The organism is Burkholderia sp. YIM B11467 (assembly GCF_052952715.1).
In genome coordinates this window covers 183,852-203,379 of sequence record NZ_JBQVSQ010000010.1, presented here as the reverse complement: position 1 = coordinate 203,379, position 19,528 = coordinate 183,852, and the positions used below count along the sequence as shown (strand labels likewise).

Genomic DNA, 19,528 nt, shown 5'->3' with positions numbered 1-19,528 from the left:
CGGCCGCTCGGACGCCCCCGCGCAATCCCTTGCCAGGCTTGGCTGCCACGTTTTTTGTTTCGCATGCCCGACCGACTTGTTCCCGCCACGCTCGCGCTTCGCGACGACGGCACGCCCGTCTCGCCCGAGTTCGGCGACCTCCATCGCGACGCGTCAGGCGCACTCGCGCACACGCATCGCACGTTCGTCGCGGGCAACGGGCTGCCGGCGCGCTGGCACGGCCGCCGCACGTTCACGGTCGTCGCGACGCGCTTCGGTGCAGGCGACAGCTTCCTGTCAACCTGGGCCGCGTGGCGCGACGATCCCGCACGCTGCGAACGGCTGCATTTCGTCTCGGTCGAGCCGCACCCGTTCTCGCGCGACGACCTGCGCCAAGTGCTTTCCCATATCGTTGCGAACACAACCATATCGGCGGACGTCGATGCTCTCGTCGACGCATGGCCGATGCTTGTGCCGGGCCTGCACCGGCTCGAATTCGACGCAGGGCGTGTGGTGCTCACGCTCGCGTTCGGCGATGCGATCGACATGTTGACGAAGCTCGTCACGCGCGCCGATGCATTCTGTCTCGACGGCGTCCCAACATCGAACGACGCGGATCAGTGGTCGAACGACGTGGTCCGTGCATTCGCGAAGATCGCCGGCGAAGGCGCGACGTTTGCGACGCATGCACATTCCGACGCCATCAAGCATGCACTCGGCGAAGCAGGCTTCACGTATCGCGAGGTCGACGATCTGCTCGTCGGCGAATATGCGCCACGCTGGCGCTCGCGCCGGCACGAACCGCCGCGCGCACTGCCCGTTGCGACGCGCCGTGCGATCGTGATCGGCGCGGGTCTCGCGGGCTGCGCAGTCGTCGAACGTCTGGCCGCGCGCGGCTGGGACGTCACGCTGATCGAGCGGCACGAACGGATCGCGAGCGAAGCGTCGGGCAATCCGGCCGGTGTATTCCACCCGCTGATGACGCGCGACGACAACGTCGCGAGCCGGCTCACGCGCAGCGGCTTCCTGCACGCGATCGCACGCTGGCGTGCGCTCGAACGCGCAGGTCATGCGTTCGCGCGCAGCACGCACGGGATGATCCATCTCGCTGAATCGGCTGACGATTTCGCGCGGATGCGCGACGCATTCGATGCATTCGGCGCGCCGTCCGACTATGCATCGCTGCTCGATACCGATGCGGCGCGCGCCCATCTGAACCTGCCGGTCGCGCATGGCGGCCTGCTGTTTCCACAAGGCGGCGCCGTCTGGCCGGCCGGGCTTTGCGCGGCGCAATGCGCGGCGGCCGGCGAACGCGTGCGATTGCTCGCCTCCACCGGTGTCGCGCGGCTCGAGCGGCGGGGCGACACGTGGCATGCACTCGACGCGGCGGGTAGCACGCTGGCCGAAGCCCCCGTCGTCGTGCTCGCGAACGCCGGCGACGCCGTGCGTCTCGCCGGGCTGCAGCATGTCGCGCTGCAACCGGTGCGGGGGCAGCTCACGCTGCTGCCGCCCGGCAGTGCGGCGCCGCTGCCGTGTCCGACGATCGGCGACGGTTACGCGGTGCCGCTCGACGACGGCACGCTGCTGATCGGCGCGACGTTCGAACCCGACGACGTCGATCCCGCGATGCGTCCAGCCGGCCACGTCGAAAATCTCGATCGCGTGCGGCACCTGCTGCCGGGCCTGATCGGCGACCTGCCCGACGTCGGCACGCTGGACGGCCGCGTCGCGTTCCGCTGGGTCGTCGCCGACCGTCTGCCGCTGATCGGCCCGCTCGCCGACGAAGCGCAGGCCGTCGCGAACGCACGCGCGCTGAGCGGCGCCAAGGCGCGCGACCTGCCGCGCATGCCCGGGCTCTACGGCGCCTTCGGCTTCGGCTCGCGCGGCCTCGTATGGGCCGCCCTCGGCGCCGAACTGATCGCATCGCAACTCGAAGGCGAGCCGTGGCCGCTCGAGCGCGAACTCGCCGAAGCCGTCGACCCGGCACGCTTCCTGATCCGCGCACTGCGCGCTCGCCGCATCGCCTCGGCCGGCTGACCGGCCGCACGCATCCCTCACAGTTTCCCGATTTTCCTGTGCAAGGTTATCCACCCGATGCTGTGGATAACCTTGCGAAATCCACACGCACTTCGTGTGTAATCACAGTGGACGTAAACTGGGTAACTCCGCACAGCTGTGAGAAGGGCCAAAAGTTGCCCAACTCAAACCTCTGTGCACGAACAGCCTGTGCAACGGGTTATGGCTTCTGCAACGCATTGATCCGTCAGCGTAAACCGAAGTTATCCACAGAACTGTGCCGGTCTTGTTAACTTCTACTACGTATATATACAGGTAAACCTTTGAAACCAAAGACCTGAGGTGCCGCACAGCGCCGCGAGTCGATTCAATGGGTTCCAGACCGAAAAAGCTGTGGCACAATCGGTGTCCTTCGCGTTCGTTCGGCCAGGCGCCGGACATGCTTCAATGGAACGGTCGGCACGTTTTCGAATCTGAATCTTCGAGACTGCGCTGTCCGTTCACACACCAGGCCGACAATCCAGATCGGCAATCTGTGCGACGTTCCGCCATGTGGCGGAACAGGCGGATCCCATGTCCCGCCGTCGTCGACCACAACAATCAAATTCGGGGCGACACCCAGCCGGCGCGCATCCATTTCTGACGTTTGACCCTGCGTCGCTGGCGGTTGCTTCCAAAGGAGAAGTCACCACGATGAAGTCGGCGTTCTCATTTCTGCCCAACTGGCCGCTCGCGCCGGATGCTGTGTTCTGGGCCGGGCTCGCGTTGTTCGCGGCCGGCCTGTGCGGCGAGCTGTGCTATCGCGCGTGGCGCTTGCCGCGCATTACCGGCTATGCGGTGATCGGTCTGATCGCCGGTTCGTTCGGGTTCGGCGTGATCGACGCGAGTACCGACGAAACCTCGCGACTGCTGATCGACGTCGCGCTCGGCCTGCTGCTGTTCGAACTCGGCAGCCGCCTCGACCTGCGCTGGATCCGGCGCAATCCGTGGCTTATCGCGTCGAGCCTTGCCGAAGCCACGCTGACGTTCGTGCTCGTGCTGTTCGTGATGCTCGCGCTCGGCGTATCGGGGATGGTCGCGCTCGTGCTGTCGGCGATCGCGATCGCGACGTCGCCGTCGATGGTGATCCAGCTCAAGACCGAACTGCGCGCGGAAGGGCAGGTGTCGCAGCGGCTCATCACGCTCACCGCGCTGAACAGCGTGTACGCGATCGTGCTGACCAAGCTCGTGACCAGCTGGCTCCACCAGGAAGCGTACGGCAACGTTTTCGCGACGATCCTGCAACCGCTGTACCTGATCGCCGGCTCGTTCTTCGTCGCGTACCTGGTCGCGCGTTCGTGCAATTTCCTGTTCCGCCACATGACGTCGACGATGCGCGACGAGCATTCGTTCGTCGCACTGTTCGGGCTCGTGATGCTTGCGATCGCGGTGGCACAGGCGCTGAAGCTGTCGACGCTGCTCACGCTGCTGCTCGCCGGCATCATCGTGAAGAACCTCGAAGCGCGTCCGCAGCTGTGGCCCGAGCACTTCGGCACGGCCGGCTGGCTGCTGACGGTGGTCCTGTTCGTGCTGACGCTCACGTCGTTCACGTGGGGCGACCTCGCGCTCGGCGGGCTGCTCGCAATCGTGCTGATCGTCACGCGGCTCGTCGCGAAGCTGGCCGGCGTCGTCGCGTTCGCGAAGCCGAGCGGCATCGGGATGAAGCAGGGCGTCGCGCTTGGCATCGCGCTCACGCCGATGTCCGCGCTGTCGTACCTGCTCGTCGACGATACCTACCAGCTCTATCCGAATTTCGACCCGCACCTGCGCGCGATCGTGATGTGCACGATCGTGGTCTTGCAGCTCGTCAGTCCGTTCGTCGTCTACCGATGCCTGTCGGCGGTCGGTGAACGCAGCGACAGCAACTGATTCAGGAACCTGCCATGGCACTCGAAACCTTCGTCAATTCCGAACCGTTCACGTTCGGCGTCGAACTGGAGATCCAGGTCGTCAACACGCACAACTACGACCTGACCAAGGCTGCATCCGACCTGATGCGCCTGATCCAGGGCGAAACCTTTCCGGGCAACATCACGCCGGAAATCACCGAGAGCATGATCGAGCTGTCGACCGGCATCTGCCATACGCACGAGCAGGCGGTCGGCGAGCTCCATGCGATCCGGGACGTGCTCGTGAAGGCGGCCGACCAGCTCAACGTCGGGCTCGCCGGCGGCGGCACGCACGCGTTCCAGCAATGGAGCGACCGGCAGATCTACGACGCGCCGCGCTTCCAGTACATCTCCGAGCTGTACGGCTACCTGGCCAAACAGTTCACCGTGTTCGGCCAGCACGTCCACATCGGCTGTCCCGATTCCGACAGCGCGCTGTTCCTGCTGCACTCGATGTCGCGCTTCATTCCGCACTTCATCGCGCTGTCCGCGTCGTCGCCGTTCGTGCAGAACGTCGACACGGGCTTCCAGTCGGCACGCCTGAATTCGGTGTTCGCGTTCCCGCTGTCGGGCCGCGCGCCGTTCGTGCTGACCTGGGACAGCTTCGAGGAGTACTTCACGAAGATGGTGAACACGGGCGTCGTCAACTCGATGAAGGATTTCTACTGGGACATCCGCCCGAAACCCGGCTTCGGCACGATCGAGGTGCGCGTGATGGACACGCCGCTGTCGGTCGACCGTGCGGCGGCGATCGCCTGCTACATCCAGACGCTCGCGCGCTACCTGCTGACCGACCGGCCGCTGAAGCTGTCGGAGGACGACTACCTCGTCTACACGTTCAACCGTTTCGAAGCGTGCCGTTTCGGGCTCGAGGGCACCTGCGTGAATCCTCAGACGGGTGAACGCCGCACGATCGCGGAAGACATCCTCGACACGCTCGACCGGATCGCGCCGCATGCGGCCGCGCTCGGCTCGCGCGCGGCGCTCGACGAGATCGGCGCGCTGGCGAAAGCGCGCGTGAACGACGCATCGTGGTTGAGAACCGTTTTCAAACAGGAAAAATCGCTGAACGAGACGGTCCGCCAGCAGTGCTTACGTTGGCGTGAATGAAAAAATGTTTTGCAGATTGCAGGCTCGACCGCGTCGCGATTCGCTGAACGACGCTCGGCATGGTTTCAGGCCGAAATCGTTGCCAGTCGTCCTGAAAATCTGTGGATAACCCGATATTCCGCTGCAAAGTCAACGGTCTGCGGGTGGGATAACCCGGTGGATCATTGCCATTCCCCCGATGGCCGATCCGAACCGGAAAATGTTGGCGCGCCCCAATCCGCGGGCGCGCGGCATAGCAGGCACAACGAAAAATTTCAGTTATCCAGCGATTTTCCACAGAATGCAGGGGATAACTTAGCTGTGCGATTTTCCACTGTCGCTTAGAATGTCGGCTTTGCGGACACCGGAACGACGCGTGTCTCACCGGTCGCCGCGAACGCGACCGCCGCGTGTGCCTCGCGACGGCCGTGCTGACGCACTCGCAAGAGTGCGTCTGTTTTGAGATAGACATTCGATCTCCACACTACGGCCGCTCGGCAATCCGGGCGGCGGCAAAGCGAAAAGACTATGAGCGAAGGCGTTTACGGGAACCAGGCTTCGGGACGTGTCACCCACAGCCTGCTGCGGTTGAGTACGGCCATGCGAAGCCAGGCATGGGATTGGGCGGAAGGCGCGGGCCTCACGCCGACGCAGGGCGAGATTCTCGTGCTGCTGCTGCAGCGCAAGGGTCCGATGCGGCTCGGCGAGATCGCGCGCGAGACGCAGCTCACCGCGGCCACCACGAGCGATGCGGTCAGCACGCTCGAGACGAAGGGGCTCGTCGAGAAGCGCCGTGCGCTGGACGATGGCCGCGCGCTGGCCGTGCGCCTGTCGGCCCGTGGCCGTACGGCCGCGAAGAAGGCGCTGCAATGGCCGGAATTCCTGACGAAAGCGGTCGGCAAGCTCGGCGCGGACGAGCAGGGCGCACTGTATCGCGCGCTGCTGAAGACGCTGCGCGAACTGCAGGTGGCCGGTGCGACGCCGCCGCAGCGCATGTGCGTGACGTGCGCCCACTTCCAGCCGGGCAAGCTGTCGAAGAAGACCGTGCATCACTGCGCGGCGCTCGACATCTCGATGTCCGACAGCGACCTGCGTCTCGACTGCTCGGTGCAGGAAGAGGCCGACGCGGCGACGCAGAAGAAGACCTGGAAGATTTTCGCCGGCTGACGTCCGTCGATCGACCGGGAGGCCGATGATGAACGCTGAAGTCGTGGCGATCCGCCACGTGCATTTCGAGGATCTCGGGAGCTTCGAGCAGGTGCTCGGCGAACGGGGCCGGCGGGTGCGCTACGTCGATGTCGGGTCGTCGCGGGTCGAGGTGCTCGACCCGCTCGCGCCGTCGCTGTTCGTCGTGCTCGGCGGGCCGCTCAGCGTGTACGACGATGCGCAGTATCCGACGATCGCGCCGCTCGCGGCGCTCGTGCGCCAGCGCATCGACGCGGGGCTGCCGATCCTCGGCATCTGCCTCGGCGCACAGTTCATCGCCCGTGCGCTCGGCGCGCGCGTCTATCCGGCTGCGCAGCACGAACTCGGCTGGGCGCCGCTGACGCTCACCGATGCCGGCCGCGCGTCGCCGCTGCGCCATCTCGATGGCGCGGCGACGTCGATGCTGCACTGGCATGGCGACACGTTCGACCTGCCGGGCGGTGCGATTCATCTCGCGTCGACGCCGGCGTGCCGCCACCAGGCATTCGCGTGGGGGCAGCACGTGCTGGCGCTGCAGTGTCATCCGGAAATCCGCACGGACCGCTTCGAACCCTGGTTGATCGGGAACGCGGGCGAAATCGCCGCGACGCCCGGCATCGACGCGCGCCAGTTGCGCACCGATACCGCGCAGCATGGCCCCGTGCTCGAGACGGCCGCGCGGCGCATGTTCGCGGAGTGGCTCGACAGCGTCGGGCTCTGACGTCGCGGGCGGCGCCGGTCGCCGCAAACCTGTTGCCCGGCCTGCATCCGTTGCAGGCCGGCGTGTCGCTGCGTCCCTCGCATTTCCAGCATCGCCGGCAAGCTGCCGGCCGCACCTGACCATCCGCTTACTGCCACGCACGCCAACTGCAGGCTTCAAGACTGCGTGCTACGCTGGTCCGCTCTTTCCCTTTCCTGGCGAGCGGCCTCCATGACTGCGCTGTTTTCCCCGTTCACGCTGCGCGGCGTGACTCTTCCGAACCGGATCGTGATCTCCCCGATGTGCCAGTATTCGGCCGAGCGCGGCGAAGCGACCGACTGGCACATGATTCACCTCGGCCATCTCGCGCTGTCCGGCGCAGGGCTGCTCTGCATCGAGGCGACTGCCGTCGAACCCGACGGGCGCATCACGCATGGCGACCTCGGCTTGTGGGACGACGTGACCGAAGCCGCGCTGACGCCGGTGCTGGCCGCGATCCGCAAGCATTCGCCGATTCCCGTCGCGATGCAGCTGTCGCACGCGGGGCGCAAGGCGTCGAGCGCCGCGCCGTGGGAGGGTGGTCAGCTCGTGTCGGTCGCCGACGGCGGGTGGCTGCCGCACGGACCGTCGGCCGTGCCGCACAAGGACGGCGAGACGCCGCCGCTCGCGCTCGATGCCGCGGGCCTGAACCGGATCCGCGCTGCGTTCGCGGCCGCCGCGAAGCGCGCGGCGCGGCTCGGCATCGACGCGATCGAAGTGCACGCGGCGCACGGCTACCTGCTGCACCAGTTCCTGTCGCCGCTCGCGAACCAGCGCACCGACGAATACGGCGGCTCGCTTGAAAACCGGATGCGTTTTCCGCTCGAGATCTTCGAGATCGTGCGCGCGGCGTTTCCGGACGATCGGCCGGTCGGCGTGCGCGTATCCGCGACCGACTGGGTCGAAGGCGGCTGGGAGCTCGACGACACGATCGCATTCGCGCACGAACTGAAGCGCCGCGGCTGCGACTGGATCGACGTGTCGTCCGGCGGCGTATCGCCGCTGCAAAAGATTCCGCTGTCGCCCGGCTACCAGGTGCCGTTCGCGCAGGCCGTGAAGCGCGCGGTCGGCATGCCGACGATCGCGGTCGGCCTGATCAACGAGCCCGCGCATGCGAACCGGCTCATCGAGTCCGGCGATGCCGATTTCGTCGCGATGGCGCGCGCGATGCTGTACGACCCGCGCTGGCCGTGGCACGCGGCGGCCGAGCTCGGCGCGCAGGTGACGGCGCCGCCGCAGTACTGGCGCTCGCAGCCGCGCGAGCACAAGGCGTTGTTCGGCGACATCGCCTTCGGCCAGCGTTGAGCGTCAAGCGCGCAATATTGCGCGCGATGTTGAACGAAGCAATCGTGAACGTGTAGGATGCGGGTGATTCGCCGCATGCCCCGACGCGGCACCACCCGGTGCCGCGTTTTCGTTTTGCGCGACGCCAGGCCGCGGTCGCGGCCGTCTTCCATTCATTCGTCTTCACAAGGATTCGTTCGATGAGTTCACGCAGGATCGCGGTGCGCCGCTCGGGAGTACACGGCAAGGGCGTGTTCGCCGTGGCGCCGATCAAGGCCGGCGAGCGCGTAGTGGAATACAAGGGCGAACGAATTTCGTGGAAGGAAGCGCTGCGCCGCCATCCGCACGACCCGAGCGAGCCGAACCATACGTTCTACTTCGCACTGGACGAAGGCGGCGTGATCGACGGCAAGATCGACGGCAACAGCGCGCGCTGGATCAACCATTCGTGCGCGCCGAACTGCGAAGCCGAGGAAGTCAAAGGCCGCGTGTACATCCACGCGCTGCGCGACATCGGGCCGGAGGAGGAGCTGTTCTACGACTACGGCCTCGTGATCGACGCGAAGCTGACCAAGACGCTGAAGCGCGAATACGCGTGCCATTGCGGCGCGGCCGCGTGCCGCGGCACGCTGCTCGCGACGTCGGACGACAGCGAAAAGAAGAAAAAGAAGAAGGACAAGAAGGACGGTAAGTCCGAGTCCAAATCGAAGGACAAGAAAAGCAGGAAGTAACGCAGGCGGCGGCACATCGTGCGCTGCCGCTGCCGATTCAGCGGACGGTTGCCGCGCTGCGCAGCCGTTGTTCCTGCTTCTTGATCCGGCGGGCGAGCCGGCCAACGGTCGCCCGCCCGTCGTAAATCACCCGGTTATCGCTCAACTCAGTGCGTCGATGCGGCCGCCGGCGTTTCGCTGGCCGGCTTCTCCGTGTGCGCGGCGAGCGGTACCCTCACCACGAAGCGCGAGCCGCCTCCCGACGCATCCTCGTACGACACGGTGCCGCCATGCATCGCGATGATGTCGTGCACGATCGCGAGACCGAGCCCGGCGCCGGTCTCGACGCCGTTGCCGCTTTGCGCATCGCCGCGGAAGAAGCGCTTGAACAGGTCGGCCTGCTGGTTCGCGGGGACGCCCGGGCCGTTGTCCTCGACGACGATCTCGGCGGCCGGCTGGCCGCCTTCGAGTGCGCCGCGCGCGACGTTCACCGTGATCCGCGCGCCGTCCGGCCGCGCGAGCGGCACGTATTTCAGTGCATTGTCGAGCAGGTTCGCGATCACCTCGCGCAGCAGCACGGGGTTGCCGCGTACGGTCAGCTTATGGTCGTCGCCGGGGTCGTCGCTGCGCTGGAAGCCGAGGTCGACATGCGACGCGAGCGCGCGCGGCACCCATTCGGCACCCGTCTCGAACGCCATCGCCGCGAGGTCGACGTCGACGAAACGCGCGGCCTGTTCACCCGGCTCCGCACGGGCGAGCGACAGCAGCTGGTTCGACAGCCGCACCGCGCGGTCGGCGGCCGCGCGCAGCTCGCGCACCGCGGCGAAGGTCTGGTGCGGATCGCGCGCGACGGCCGCCTGCTCGGCATGCAGCTTCACGGCCGTGAGCGGCGTGCGCAACTGGTGCGCGGCATCGGCGATGAACTTGCGCTGCGCGTCGAGCGCGGTCTTCAGGCGGCCGAGCAGCGCATTCATCGCGCTCGTCAGCGGCCGGATCTCCAGCGGCACTTCGGTTTCGTCGACCGGCTCCAGCGACGTGTGGGTCTGCCGGTTCAGCGAATCGGCGAGATGCGTGAGCGGGCCGAGCTGCTGGTTCACGACGCGCCAGACGATGCCCCAGCCCGCGAGCAGCAGCAGCAGCAGCGGCATCATGATCGCGACGAGGAATTCGGCCGCGATCCGGTAGCGGTGCCGCACCGGCTGCGCGACCTCGACGACCATCGGCTTGCCGCCCTCGACGTCGTCGACGCGCACCTGCGCGACCCGCACCGCGCGGTTGTCGTACTCGGCCTCGAACACGTAAGCGTGATGCATGCGGCGCACGTTGATGCCCTGCAGCGGCAGCTTCGGATCGCCGGCGAGTTCCTGTTCGCCGTCGCTGATCCGGTAGATCAGCGCTTCGGCGGGATCGGAGAACATCGCCTGCGCGAGCGGCGGCACCGTGAACGGCGCGTCGGGGCCGGCGATCTGGATCTGTTTCGAGATGGCGGTCGCGAGATCGGCGAGCGAGCGGTCGATCACGTGCTGCGTGTATTGCCACGCGAGCCAGTAGGCGATCAGGCCGCTCATCAGCGCGAGCATCGACAGCGGCGCGGCGAGGCGCCGGAGCAGCGAGCGGCGCAGGCTGGTGGTCACAGCCGGATCAGGAGACATTTCGACGGGCAAATGGATAAGCGCCGCTCACGGGGAGCGGCGCGGTCGTGCGCCGGGCGACGACGCGGGGCAGGGCGCGGACGCCGGCGGCACGCGGCCGGCCGGCGTGCGGCGCCGCTCAGACGCTCGCCGTCTGGCGGATTTCCTGCAGCAGGTAGCCGAAGCCGCGCACCGTGACGATTTCGACACGGCACTGCTCGAGTTTCTTGCGCACGCGGTGCACGTAGACTTCGATCGCGGTGTCGCCGAGATCGCCGCCGAAGTGCGTGAGGTGATCCTGCAACTGGGCCTTGCTGACGACGCGGCCGTGACGCAGCAGCAGCATCTCGAGCACCGCGAATTCGCGCGGCGACAGTTCGAGCGGCTTGTCGTCGTTGAAGATGCGGCGGTCGACGCCCGACAGGCGGACGCCGCCGAGCGACACTTCCGGACGCGGCATGTCGCTGTGCGGGCCGCTGCGGCGCATCACCGCGCGGATACGCGCTTCGAGCTCGGCCGGCTCGAACGGCTTGAGCATGTAGTCGTCGGCGCCCGAATTCAGGCCCTGGATCCGGTCGTTCAACTCGTCACGCGCGGTCAGCACGATCACGGGCGTGTGGCGGTTGGTCTGGCGGAAGCGCGTGAGCAGCGTCATCCCGTCGATGCCCGGCAGGCCGAGGTCGAGGATCACGAGTTCGTGGCGGTTCTGTGCCAGCGCCTGTTCGGCAAAAATGCCGTCATGCACCATGTCGACGGTGAAGCCAGCCTGCTCGAGGCTGCTCTGGATACCGCGTGCGATGGGGCGGTCGTCTTCGATCAGAAGGAGTCGCATGAAGTTCGCTCAAGTACAATGGGTTGGCGGTTCAGGCACGCGGACAGCACGACGCCGTTTCCACAGGGGCGCCGCATCAACGACATCAAGCGTGGCGGCCAGCGAACGATTAAATCCAATCATGTCCGATATCTCGATCAACGACCTTGAAGCCGCGATCAATTTCTGGCGCGCCCGCTCGCCGTCGAGCGGCGACGAACTCAAACTCTGCGAAGAGGCCAGCGCGCTCTCCAAGCCGTATGCGCTGCTGATTGTACAGCGCGAAAGCGCGCTGCAACTGGAAGGTTTGGACCCCAAGGCGCGGAAAGCGTACGAGACTTACGTGCGCCTTAAGGATGGCTTGGAAAGCTGAAGGCTTTCGCTGACTACATCCTAGAAAACGTTCATCGAAATGAAAAGTTGACGCACCGCGCATCGAAAGATGCGCGGCGGTAGAGGGAGGCCTCAGGCGGCCGGGTGCGCGTGCGCGCCGGCACGGTCGATGAACAGCGCCAGTTCGATATCGCGTTCGGTCAGGCCGTCGGCGTCGTGGGTCGACAGCGTGACGTCGACGCGGTTGTACACGTTGAACCATTCCGGATGGTGGTTCATTTCCTGCGCCTTGATCGCGACGCGCGTCATGAAGCCGAAGGCTTCGTTGAAATCGGCGAAGCGCAGGCTGCGCTGGATCGCATCGCGGCCCGGCACGGCCGTCCAGAGCGGCAGACCTTCGAGCCGGGTCTTGCGTTCTTCTGATGTGAGCTTGTGGATCATGTTGCACCTCTCGTTCGGTAACGGCGCCCGCGCGCGGCTGCGCCGCGCGGTGCAGCCGGCATCGGTCATTGTTTCATAGTTGTGGGACGGGCATCCGGGGACGGAGGCCGGAATGCGGCGCGCCCTTGCGTGTCACGCGTCGGCGTCGTCGGGCCAGCCTTCGCCGGTGCCGCGGTGCAGCACGCGGTCGGTCGCGAGCACCGCGCCGGCCGTGAATTCGGGCAGCGTTGCCAGCCGGTCCGCCAGCGCGCGGCCGTCCACATCGGCGAGCGCGAACAGCTGCGCGAAATCGTCGATCACGAAGTAGGTCTTCTGGAACGTATCGATCCGGTACTTCGTGCGCATCACGCGCTCGAGATCGAAGCCGAGCCGGTTCGGCGCCGCGCTTTCGAGGCTGTACAGGCTTTCACCCTTGCTCGACACGATCCCGGCGCCGTAGATCGACAGCCCGTTCGTGCCGCGCGGGTCGCGGATCAGCCCGAATTCGACCGTATACCAGTAGAGCCGCGCGAGCCGCGCCAGCGCCGCTTCGTCGTCGGCAACCGCGAGCGCGGTGCGGCCGTATGCCTGCATGTAGTCGGCGAACACCGGGTCGATCAGCAGCGGCACGTGGCCGAACAGGTCGTGGAAGCAGTCGGGTTCCTGCAGGTAGTCGAGCTGGTCGGGACGGCGCATCCACCAGGTGACCGGGAAACGCCGGTTCGCGAGGTGCTCGAAGAATACGCGGTCGGGCACGAGGCCCGGCACCGCGACGATCTCCCAGCCCGTTGCCGGCTTCAGCTGGCGGTTCACGTCGGCGAACGACGGCACGCGATCGGCCGGCAGGTCGATCTTCCCGAGCCCCGCGACGAACGCATCGCACGCGCGAGCGCGAAGCAGCGCCGACTGGCGCGCATAGAGCTGCTTCCACACCGCATGGTCGACCTGGCCGTAGCGGGTCAGCGGCTGGTCGATGGTGAAATCCGCGCGGGTTTCGAGGCCCGCGTCGAACTGCTCCTGCAGTTTCGCGGTGACGACGGTGGACATGATCAGGCTCTGCACGCTGTGGTTGGGAACCATGCAAGTGTAGAGCGGCCTGCGCGCGGAATGGGCGCAATATTGGCGTTGATTCGACGGATGATGCGATAATCACGCATCAAATCACGAATCAATGCGGAGAATGCTCATGCTGGAACTCGATCACTTCGATCTCGCGCTGCTGGACGTGCTGCAGCGCTTCGGTCGCGCGACGCATCAGCAGCTCGGCGAGGAGGTGCCGCTGTCGCCGTCGCAGATCGGCCGGCGGCTGCAGCGGCTCGAGGCGGCGGGCGTGATCGAAGGCTACCGCGTGATGCTGCGCCCCGAAAAGCTCGGGCTCGGCGTGACCGCGTTCACGAGCCTGAAGCTGAAACACCATGGCGATTCGATCATCGAGCAGTTCCAGCAGCAGATCGACGTGCTGCCCGAAGTGCTCGAATGCCATGCGGTGGTGGGCGATGCCGATTATCTGCTGCGGATCGTCGCGCCGGACCTGAACGCGCTGTCGCAGTTCGTGATGAAGAAGCTGATGCGCGTGCCGGGCGTCGACAGCGTGCGCTCGAACATCGTGCTGACGACCTTCAAGCGCAACGGCGCACTGCCGCTCGCGCACCTGGCGCCCGGCGCCGCGTGACGTGGCACCGGGGCTGAGGGCGGCGCGTACTGCGCCGCCGGCAGGGCCGGATCAGGCGGCCTCGTGCGGCGTGTCCGCGTTCAGCAGGTCGACGTACGCGACCGCGACGAGATCGTCCTGCGACACGCCGAGCTTCGTGAACACGTCGTGCGCTTCGGCTTCACCGCCGGCTTCGTCGTCGTCGGGGCCGAGCACGACTTCCAGTTCGATGAAGTCGCCGAGGCCGTCGACGCGGTCGAGGTGAATGCGCGTGCGGCCCGCGAGGTATACGTGCCGTTCCTTCGTCACGATCCCGCGGGTGGTCAGTGCGGTGGCGAGCAGCGCGTGCATCGCGTCGGGATTCGTCACCGGGCTGCGCGTGTAGTACGACGCCTTCGGGCCGTCGCGGTCGTCGCGCTGGTAGAAGATCAGTTCGGCCGGCGTGCCGTCCTCGAAGCGGCGCAGCTTCAGCCGGCCGCGCGGCACGTCATAGAAGAAATCCTGCTGGCGGTAGAACAGCGGCGCTTCGGTCGCGAGCGTTGCCGCGCGTTCGCGCAGCTGGTCGAATGCGCGGGCGCGGGCTTTGATCTCGATGTTGCGGGCCATGCGGGTCTCCTTCGATAAGGGATCTCGCGGTGTGCGAACGCACAATCTAGCAAAAAGGCGGGGATGGTGGCGTGACGACAGGCGGGGGGCGTGGCGAGATGACGCGTGTTGCGCGCGACGCCGGCGCTCGGTGCGTGGCGGTCGCGCCTTCATCAGCACCGCTCATATTGCCCACTGGGCTTCGATCAGCCGCAGCGCGGCCGCGATCGCCGGTTCGTCGCGCCGCTCGGCGAGCGTCACGAACGTCAGTTCGGTCGGCACGGTCACGCGCTCGACGATCGTCAGCGCATGCGCGTGCGCTTCGGCCAGCGCGGTCGAGTCGCGCGCGAGCGTCAGCCCGATTCCCGATTTGACGAGATCGAGCATCGACTGCTCCTGGTCGACCTCGGCGACCTTCACGGGCTGCGCGCCGGCGTTCGCGAAACGCCGCGACAACAGCCGGTGGTGCGCGGACGCCGGCGGCGTCCAGATCCACGGCAGTGCGGCGAGCGCGCGCCAGTCGTGCGCGCGCTGCACACGCTCCTTCCAGCCGGCCGGTGCGAGCACGCGGTACTGGAAATGCGTGAGCGTGACGGTATGGAACAGTGCGCCGTCGAGCGGGTCGTCCTCGCCCGGACGGCCGATGTAGTAGCCGACGTCGAGCGCCTGCGCGCGCACCTGTTCGATCACCCAGCCCGACATCCCGTGCCGCAGCGCCGTCTCGATCTGCGGATGGGTCTCGACCAGCGCGCGCAGGAAGCCGCCGAGCCGCAGGAAGCCCGGATCGAGGATCGTGCCGATCCGCAGCCGGCCGCGCACTTCGTGCCGCAGCGCAGCAGCGGCGCGTTGCACGTCGGCGGCCGCGGCGAGCGCGCGTTCCGCATGCGGCAGCAGCGTCTGGCCGTCGCGCGTGAGCGCGAGGCCGCGCGACGTGCGCGTGAACAGCGCGACGCCGAGCGTTTCCTGCAGATGCTTGATCTGCAGGCTGACGGCCGGCTGCGTCAGGTGCAGTTGCGCGGCGGCGCGTGTCAGGTTGCCTTCGCGCGCGACCGTCGCGAACGCGCGGAGCAGGGTGAGATCCATCGTCGTGATATGAGCGCGGCTTATAACGCAGTTCAGCATAACTCATTGGATCGGCTGCCGGCTGCCGGAGTACGCTTCAGCGGTCGTGGCGCGTGGGGGCGCAAGCGCGGCGCGCGACGCACTATGCTGGAAATGACGCGCGGCACACAACAACGAGATTTGGATGGGCCGGAGGAAAGGCTGAGGCGCTAACTCCACCCAACCACGCCATGGGGTCCGAGTAAGTGCTAAAGCACTAACTCGGGCCGACCGCCGTGGGGGTGGAGTAAGCGCTGAAGCGCTAACTCCATCCAACCACGCCATGGGACCCGAGTAAGCGCTGAAGCGCTAACTCGGGTCGACAGGAGACACAAGTGACTACTCAACGCACGCTCGAAGGCGAATTCGATTACGTGATCGTCGGCGCGGGCACCGCGGGCTGCGTGCTCGCGAACCGCCTGACCGAGGATCCCGACATCCGCGTGCTGCTCCTCGAAGCGGGCGGCAAGGACGACTATCACTGGATCCATATCCCGGTCGGTTATCTGTATTGCATCGGCAACCCGCGCACCGACTGGCTGTACAAGACGCAGCCCGAAGCGGCGCTCAACGGCCGCGCGCTGTCGTATCCGCGCGGTCGCGTGCTCGGCGGCTGCTCGTCGATCAACGGCATGATCTACATGCGCGGCCAGCGCGAGGATTACGACAGCTGGGCGCAGGAAACGGGCGACGCCGGCTGGTCGTGGGACAGCGTGCTGCCGATCTTCAAGCGCAGCGAAGATCACCACGCGGGCGCGAGCGATGCGCACGGCGCGGGCGGCTACTGGCGCGTCGAGAAGCAGCGACTGCGCTGGGAGATCCTCGAATCGTTCGCGCAGGCCGCGCAGCAGACGGGCATCCCGGCGACCGACGATTTCAACCGCGGCGACAATTCAGGGGTCGGCTATTTCGAGGTGAACCAGAAGCGCGGCGTGCGCTGGAATACGTCGAAGGCGTTCCTGCGGCCTGCGATGGCGCGCCCGAATCTGACCGTGATCACCGGCGCGCAGGCGCAGCGCGTGATCTTCGAAGGGCGGCGCGCAGTCGGCGTCGAGTATCACGGCGGCGGCACCGATTACGTCGCGCGGGCGAGCGCGGAAGTGCTGCTGACGTCCGGCGCCGTGAATTCGCCGCAACTGCTCGAACTGTCGGGGGTCGGCTGCGGCCGGCGGCTGCAGGCGCTCGGCATCGACGTCGTGCACGATCTGCCCGGCGTCGGCGAAAACCTGCAGGATCACCTGCAATTGCGCATGGCGTTTCGCGTCGAAGGCGTGCGCACGCTCAACACGCTGTCCGCGCACTGGTGGGGCAAGCTGATGATCGGCGCGGAATATGCGCTGCTGCAGCGCGGGCCGATGTCGATGGCGCCGTCGCAGCTCGGCGCGTTCGCGAAATCCGATCCCGACGATCCCGCGCTCACGCGGCCCGATCTCGAATACCACGTGCAGCCGCTGTCGCTCGAACGCTTCGGCGAGCCGCTGCACAGCTTCAACGCGTTTACGGCGTCCGTCTGCCATCTGCGGCCGACGTCGCGCGGCAGCGTGCACATCGCGAGCGCCGATCCGGGCATGGCGCCCGCGATCGCGCCGAACTATCTGTCGACCGAGCACGATCGCCATGTCGCCGCGAACGCGCTGCGCCTCACGCGCCGGATCGCGTCCGCGCCGGCGCTCGCGCGCTACCGTCCCGAGGAAATCCTGCCGGGCGCGCAGTACCGGACCGAGGCCGAGCTGATCGAGGCGGCCGGCGCCGTCGGCACGACGATCTTCCATCCGGTCGGCACCTGCCGGATGGGGCGTGCCGATGACGAACGCGCGGTGGTCGACAGCCGGCTGTGCGTGCGCGGCATCGCCGGGCTGCGGATCGTCGATGCATCGGTGATGCCGTTCATTACATCGGGCAACACCAATTCGCCGACGCTGATGATCGCCGAACGCGCGAGCGACATGATCCGTGCCGATCGCCGCGCGGCGCGCGAAGCGACGACGGTGCGAACCGACGCGGCGGTGACGGTCGCGTGACGGAACGCTGACGCGCACGACAGCGGGCCGTCATGATGGCGTCCGCTGATTCGATATGCGAAACAAGCTGCCGTTGCGTCGCGCGTGTCGATTGCGGCGGTTCGAACGGCAAGATCCATGCAAGCCGCGCGGTTGCGCGGCTTGTTTCGTTGCGCGAGCAGGGCCGTGCGGATGGTCAACGGACGATGATGCACGTGTCAAAAAAGCGTGGCGAAAAACCGTGCACAGCCCATGCGGCATGGCGGCCAGCCCTATAAGTGCAAATCCCGATGATTGCACTGCACCAACGGCGCGACAATGTTGCGCAATGTGCATACGCGTCGGCGCGGGAGACCACCCTCGAGGCGTACCACGGCGCCCGGGGGCAGCCGGCCGATCCGCTGACCTGTTCGCGGGCGCTTGCGCCACGCTTCCCGGTGCTTCGCCTGACTTCGTACGGAAGGGAACATGATTCTCGGCGACACGATTCTGGAAACACGCGGACTGACGAAGGAATTCAGGGGTTTCACCGCCGTAAACGGCGTCAACCTGCGTGTGCGTCGCGGCGCGATCCATGCGCTGATCGGGCCCAACGGCGCGGGCAAGACGACCTGCTTCAACCTCCTCACCAAGTTCCTGACACCGACGGCCGGCCAGATCGTCTTCAACGGGATCGACATCACCGACGAGCGGCCCGCGCAGGTTGCGCGGCGCGGCATCATCCGTTCGTTCCAGATCTCGGCCGTGTTTCCGCACCTGACCGCGCTGCAGAACGTGCGCATCGGCCTGCAACGCGCGCTCGGCACCGAATTCCATTTCTGGCGCAGCGAACGCACGCTGAAGCGGCTCGACGATCGCGCGATGGACCTGCTCACGCAGGTCGGCCTCACCGATTTCGCGCAAGTACCGACCGTTGAGCTCGCATACGGCCGCAAGCGCGCGCTCGAGATCGCGACGACGCTCGCGATGGAACCCGAATTGATGCTGCTCGACGAGCCCACGCAGGGGATGGGCCACGAGGACGTCGATCGCGTGACCGCGCTGATCAAGAAGGTCGCGAGCGGCCGCACGATCCTGATGGTCGAGCACAACATGAACGTGATCGCGGGTATCTCCGACACGATCACCGTCCTGCAACGCGGCGAGGTGCTGGCCGAAGGCTCGTATGCGGAGGTGTCGAAGAATCCGCTCGTCATCGAGGCCTACATGGGCAGCGCCGACGCGGCGCTCGCGGGGGCGCACGCATGAAGCACAGCGAACGGGAGGAACGCGAATTGAGCGGCGTCGAAAGCGGTACGCCCGCGCTGGAGATCACGGGCCTGGAGGCCTGGTACGGGGAATCCCACATATTGCACGGTGTCGACCTCACGGTGCACCGCGGCGAGGTCGTCACGCTGCTCGGCCGCAACGGCGCGGGCCGCACGACGACGCTGCGCGCGATCATGGGCCTCACGGGTCGCCGCAGCGGGTCGATCAAGGTCGCGGGCAACGAAACGATCGGCCTCGCGACGCACCGCATCGCGCATTTCGGCGTCGGCTACTGCCCGGAGGAACGCGGGATCTTCTCGAGCCTGTCGTGCGAGGAGAACCTGATGCTGCCGCCGCCGATCGGGCCGCGCGAACACGCGATGTCGCTCGACGAGATCTACGCGATGTTTCCGAACCTCGCGTCGCGCCGGCAGAGCCAGGGTACGCGGCTGTCCGGCGGCGAACAGCAGATGCTTGCGGTCGCGCGGATCCTGCGCACCGGCGCGAGCCTGCTGTTGCTCGACGAAATTTCCGAAGGCCTCGCGCCGGTGATCGTGCAGACGCTCGCACGGATGATCGTCGCGCTGAAGGCGCGCGGCTACACGATCGTGATGGTCGAACAGAATTTCCGCTTCGCCGCACCGCTCGCCGACCGCTTCTACGTGATGGAGCACGGCACGATCGTCGAGCATTTCCGTGCGTCCGAACTGGAAGGCAAGATGCCGACCCTGCACGACCTGCTCGGGGTGTGACGCCGCCCCGTATCTTTTGCCGCTAGCCGTGGCGGCCCTCGAACAACCACAACGCATCAGAACAAC

Annotated in this window: 18 protein-coding genes; 12 read left to right on the top strand and 6 right to left on the bottom strand. The window is 66.8% G+C overall.

Annotated elements, in window-relative coordinates:
* The first annotated feature begins 63 nt into the window (after window positions 1-63).
* From mnmC to ACTRWB_RS29655, 7 genes are all read left to right on the top strand, one after another.
* A complete protein-coding gene (mnmC, locus tag ACTRWB_RS29685) occupies window positions 64-2,016 on the top strand; it encodes a bifunctional tRNA (5-methylaminomethyl-2-thiouridine)(34)-methyltransferase MnmD/FAD-dependent 5-carboxymethylaminomethyl-2-thiouridine(34) oxidoreductase MnmC (RefSeq protein ID WP_446903930.1) in 1,953 nt (650 codons plus the stop codon).
* 672 nt (window positions 2,017-2,688) lie between these two features.
* Window positions 2,689-3,903, top strand: coding sequence for a cation:proton antiporter (locus ACTRWB_RS29680; RefSeq protein WP_412022737.1), 1,215 nt, complete (start codon window positions 2,689-2,691; stop codon window positions 3,901-3,903).
* Window positions 3,904-3,917: 14 nt separating this feature from the next.
* Window positions 3,918-5,033: a YbdK family carboxylate-amine ligase gene (locus ACTRWB_RS29675; protein ID WP_343494392.1), complete on the top strand. Its 1,116-nt coding sequence runs from the start codon at window positions 3,918-3,920 to the stop codon at window positions 5,031-5,033.
* A 507-nt stretch (window positions 5,034-5,540) separates the two neighbouring features.
* Window positions 5,541-6,179, top strand: coding sequence for a MarR family winged helix-turn-helix transcriptional regulator (locus ACTRWB_RS29670; protein ID WP_043184842.1), 639 nt, complete (start codon window positions 5,541-5,543; stop codon window positions 6,177-6,179).
* Between the two features lie 28 nt (window positions 6,180-6,207).
* Entirely contained in the window at window positions 6,208-6,918 is a 711-nt protein-coding gene (locus ACTRWB_RS29665) for a glutamine amidotransferase (protein ID WP_446903929.1), read from the top strand.
* Window positions 6,919-7,128: 210 nt separating this feature from the next.
* The gene (locus tag ACTRWB_RS29660) at window positions 7,129-8,241 is read left to right on the top strand and encodes an NADH:flavin oxidoreductase/NADH oxidase (RefSeq protein WP_446903928.1); all 1,113 of its coding nucleotides are present in this window, start codon (window positions 7,129-7,131) and stop codon (window positions 8,239-8,241) included.
* Window positions 8,242-8,420: 179 nt separating this feature from the next.
* Complete coding sequence (locus ACTRWB_RS29655; protein WP_446903927.1) at window positions 8,421-8,951, top strand: SET domain-containing protein; 531 nt, start codon at window positions 8,421-8,423, stop codon at window positions 8,949-8,951.
* A gap of 146 nt (window positions 8,952-9,097) precedes the next feature.
* On the opposite strand, the gene ACTRWB_RS29650 is transcribed toward ACTRWB_RS29655, so the two are convergent.
* Window positions 9,098-10,582 carry a sensor histidine kinase gene (locus ACTRWB_RS29650; protein ID WP_446903926.1) on the bottom strand — a complete coding sequence of 495 codons (1,485 nt, stop codon included), beginning with the start codon at window positions 10,580-10,582 and terminating at the stop codon, window positions 9,098-9,100.
* Window positions 10,583-10,700: 118 nt separating this feature from the next.
* Entirely contained in the window at window positions 10,701-11,393 is a 693-nt protein-coding gene (locus ACTRWB_RS29645) for a response regulator (protein WP_006401494.1), read from the bottom strand.
* A 121-nt stretch (window positions 11,394-11,514) separates the two neighbouring features.
* Here ACTRWB_RS29645 and ACTRWB_RS29640 point away from each other — a divergent pair, with 121 nt between their 5' ends.
* Window positions 11,515-11,745 (top strand): DUF3717 domain-containing protein, encoded by a 231-nt coding sequence (locus ACTRWB_RS29640; RefSeq protein WP_034183818.1) that lies wholly within the window; start codon window positions 11,515-11,517, stop codon window positions 11,743-11,745.
* A gap of 92 nt (window positions 11,746-11,837) precedes the next feature.
* On the opposite strand, the gene ACTRWB_RS29635 is transcribed toward ACTRWB_RS29640, so the two are convergent.
* Together ACTRWB_RS29635 and phhA are read right to left on the bottom strand one after the other, a co-directional pair.
* A complete protein-coding gene (locus ACTRWB_RS29635) occupies window positions 11,838-12,215 on the bottom strand; it encodes a 4a-hydroxytetrahydrobiopterin dehydratase (RefSeq protein WP_264299658.1) in 378 nt (125 codons plus the stop codon).
* A 63-nt stretch (window positions 12,216-12,278) separates the two neighbouring features.
* The gene (gene phhA, locus ACTRWB_RS29630; protein ID WP_446903925.1) at window positions 12,279-13,205 is read right to left on the bottom strand and encodes a phenylalanine 4-monooxygenase; all 927 of its coding nucleotides are present in this window, start codon (window positions 13,203-13,205) and stop codon (window positions 12,279-12,281) included.
* Window positions 13,206-13,311: 106 nt separating this feature from the next.
* Between phhA and ACTRWB_RS29625 the strand changes: the two genes are divergently transcribed.
* Window positions 13,312-13,797: an Lrp/AsnC family transcriptional regulator gene (locus ACTRWB_RS29625; protein ID WP_006408082.1), complete on the top strand. Its 486-nt coding sequence runs from the start codon at window positions 13,312-13,314 to the stop codon at window positions 13,795-13,797.
* Between the two features lie 51 nt (window positions 13,798-13,848).
* On the opposite strand, the gene ACTRWB_RS29620 is transcribed toward ACTRWB_RS29625, so the two are convergent.
* Both ACTRWB_RS29620 and ACTRWB_RS29615 read right to left on the bottom strand, forming a co-directional pair.
* Window positions 13,849-14,382, bottom strand: a complete 534-nt coding sequence (locus ACTRWB_RS29620) for a class IV adenylate cyclase (protein WP_129513353.1) — start codon at window positions 14,380-14,382, stop codon at window positions 13,849-13,851.
* A gap of 162 nt (window positions 14,383-14,544) precedes the next feature.
* On the bottom strand, window positions 14,545-15,444 hold the full coding sequence (locus ACTRWB_RS29615) for a LysR family transcriptional regulator (RefSeq protein ID WP_048247941.1): 900 nt from the start codon (window positions 15,442-15,444) through the stop codon (window positions 14,545-14,547).
* A 353-nt stretch (window positions 15,445-15,797) separates the two neighbouring features.
* Here ACTRWB_RS29615 and ACTRWB_RS29610 point away from each other — a divergent pair, with 353 nt between their 5' ends.
* From ACTRWB_RS29610 to ACTRWB_RS29600, 3 genes are all read left to right on the top strand, one after another.
* The gene (locus ACTRWB_RS29610; RefSeq protein ID WP_446903924.1) at window positions 15,798-17,483 is read left to right on the top strand and encodes a GMC family oxidoreductase; all 1,686 of its coding nucleotides are present in this window, start codon (window positions 15,798-15,800) and stop codon (window positions 17,481-17,483) included.
* A gap of 447 nt (window positions 17,484-17,930) precedes the next feature.
* Window positions 17,931-18,710: an ABC transporter ATP-binding protein gene (locus ACTRWB_RS29605; RefSeq protein ID WP_021160426.1), complete on the top strand. Its 780-nt coding sequence runs from the start codon at window positions 17,931-17,933 to the stop codon at window positions 18,708-18,710.
* Complete coding sequence (locus ACTRWB_RS29600; RefSeq protein ID WP_048247938.1) at window positions 18,707-19,462, top strand: ABC transporter ATP-binding protein; 756 nt, start codon at window positions 18,707-18,709, stop codon at window positions 19,460-19,462. Before ACTRWB_RS29605 ends, ACTRWB_RS29600 begins: the two co-directional genes overlap by 4 nt.
* Window positions 19,463-19,528 lie beyond the last annotated feature (66 nt).

Excerpts from the sequence above, each read along its gene's own strand:
- mnmC (WP_446903930.1), top strand. The coding sequence starts at position 64 with ATGCCCGACCGACTTGTTCCCGCCACGCTCGCGCTTCGCGACGACGGC.
- ACTRWB_RS29680 (WP_412022737.1), top strand. The coding sequence starts at position 2,689 with ATGAAGTCGGCGTTCTCATTTCTGCCCAACTGGCCGCTCGCGCCGGAT.
- ACTRWB_RS29675 (WP_343494392.1), top strand. The coding sequence starts at position 3,918 with ATGGCACTCGAAACCTTCGTCAATTCCGAACCGTTCACGTTCGGCGTC.
- ACTRWB_RS29670 (WP_043184842.1), top strand. The coding sequence starts at position 5,541 with ATGAGCGAAGGCGTTTACGGGAACCAGGCTTCGGGACGTGTCACCCAC.
- ACTRWB_RS29665 (WP_446903929.1), top strand. The coding sequence starts at position 6,208 with ATGAACGCTGAAGTCGTGGCGATCCGCCACGTGCATTTCGAGGATCTC.
- ACTRWB_RS29660 (WP_446903928.1), top strand. The coding sequence starts at position 7,129 with ATGACTGCGCTGTTTTCCCCGTTCACGCTGCGCGGCGTGACTCTTCCG.
- ACTRWB_RS29655 (WP_446903927.1), top strand. The coding sequence starts at position 8,421 with ATGAGTTCACGCAGGATCGCGGTGCGCCGCTCGGGAGTACACGGCAAG.
- ACTRWB_RS29650 (WP_446903926.1), bottom strand. The coding sequence starts at position 10,582 with ATGTCTCCTGATCCGGCTGTGACCACCAGCCTGCGCCGCTCGCTGCTC.
- ACTRWB_RS29645 (WP_006401494.1), bottom strand. The coding sequence starts at position 11,393 with ATGCGACTCCTTCTGATCGAAGACGACCGCCCCATCGCACGCGGTATC.
- ACTRWB_RS29640 (WP_034183818.1), top strand. The coding sequence starts at position 11,515 with ATGTCCGATATCTCGATCAACGACCTTGAAGCCGCGATCAATTTCTGG.
- ACTRWB_RS29635 (WP_264299658.1), bottom strand. The coding sequence starts at position 12,215 with ATGACCGATGCCGGCTGCACCGCGCGGCGCAGCCGCGCGCGGGCGCCG.
- phhA (WP_446903925.1), bottom strand. The coding sequence starts at position 13,205 with ATGGTTCCCAACCACAGCGTGCAGAGCCTGATCATGTCCACCGTCGTC.
- ACTRWB_RS29625 (WP_006408082.1), top strand. The coding sequence starts at position 13,312 with ATGCTGGAACTCGATCACTTCGATCTCGCGCTGCTGGACGTGCTGCAG.
- ACTRWB_RS29620 (WP_129513353.1), bottom strand. The coding sequence starts at position 14,382 with ATGGCCCGCAACATCGAGATCAAAGCCCGCGCCCGCGCATTCGACCAG.
- ACTRWB_RS29615 (WP_048247941.1), bottom strand. The coding sequence starts at position 15,444 with ATGGATCTCACCCTGCTCCGCGCGTTCGCGACGGTCGCGCGCGAAGGC.
- ACTRWB_RS29605 (WP_021160426.1), top strand. The coding sequence starts at position 17,931 with ATGATTCTCGGCGACACGATTCTGGAAACACGCGGACTGACGAAGGAA.
- ACTRWB_RS29600 (WP_048247938.1), top strand. The coding sequence starts at position 18,707 with ATGAAGCACAGCGAACGGGAGGAACGCGAATTGAGCGGCGTCGAAAGC.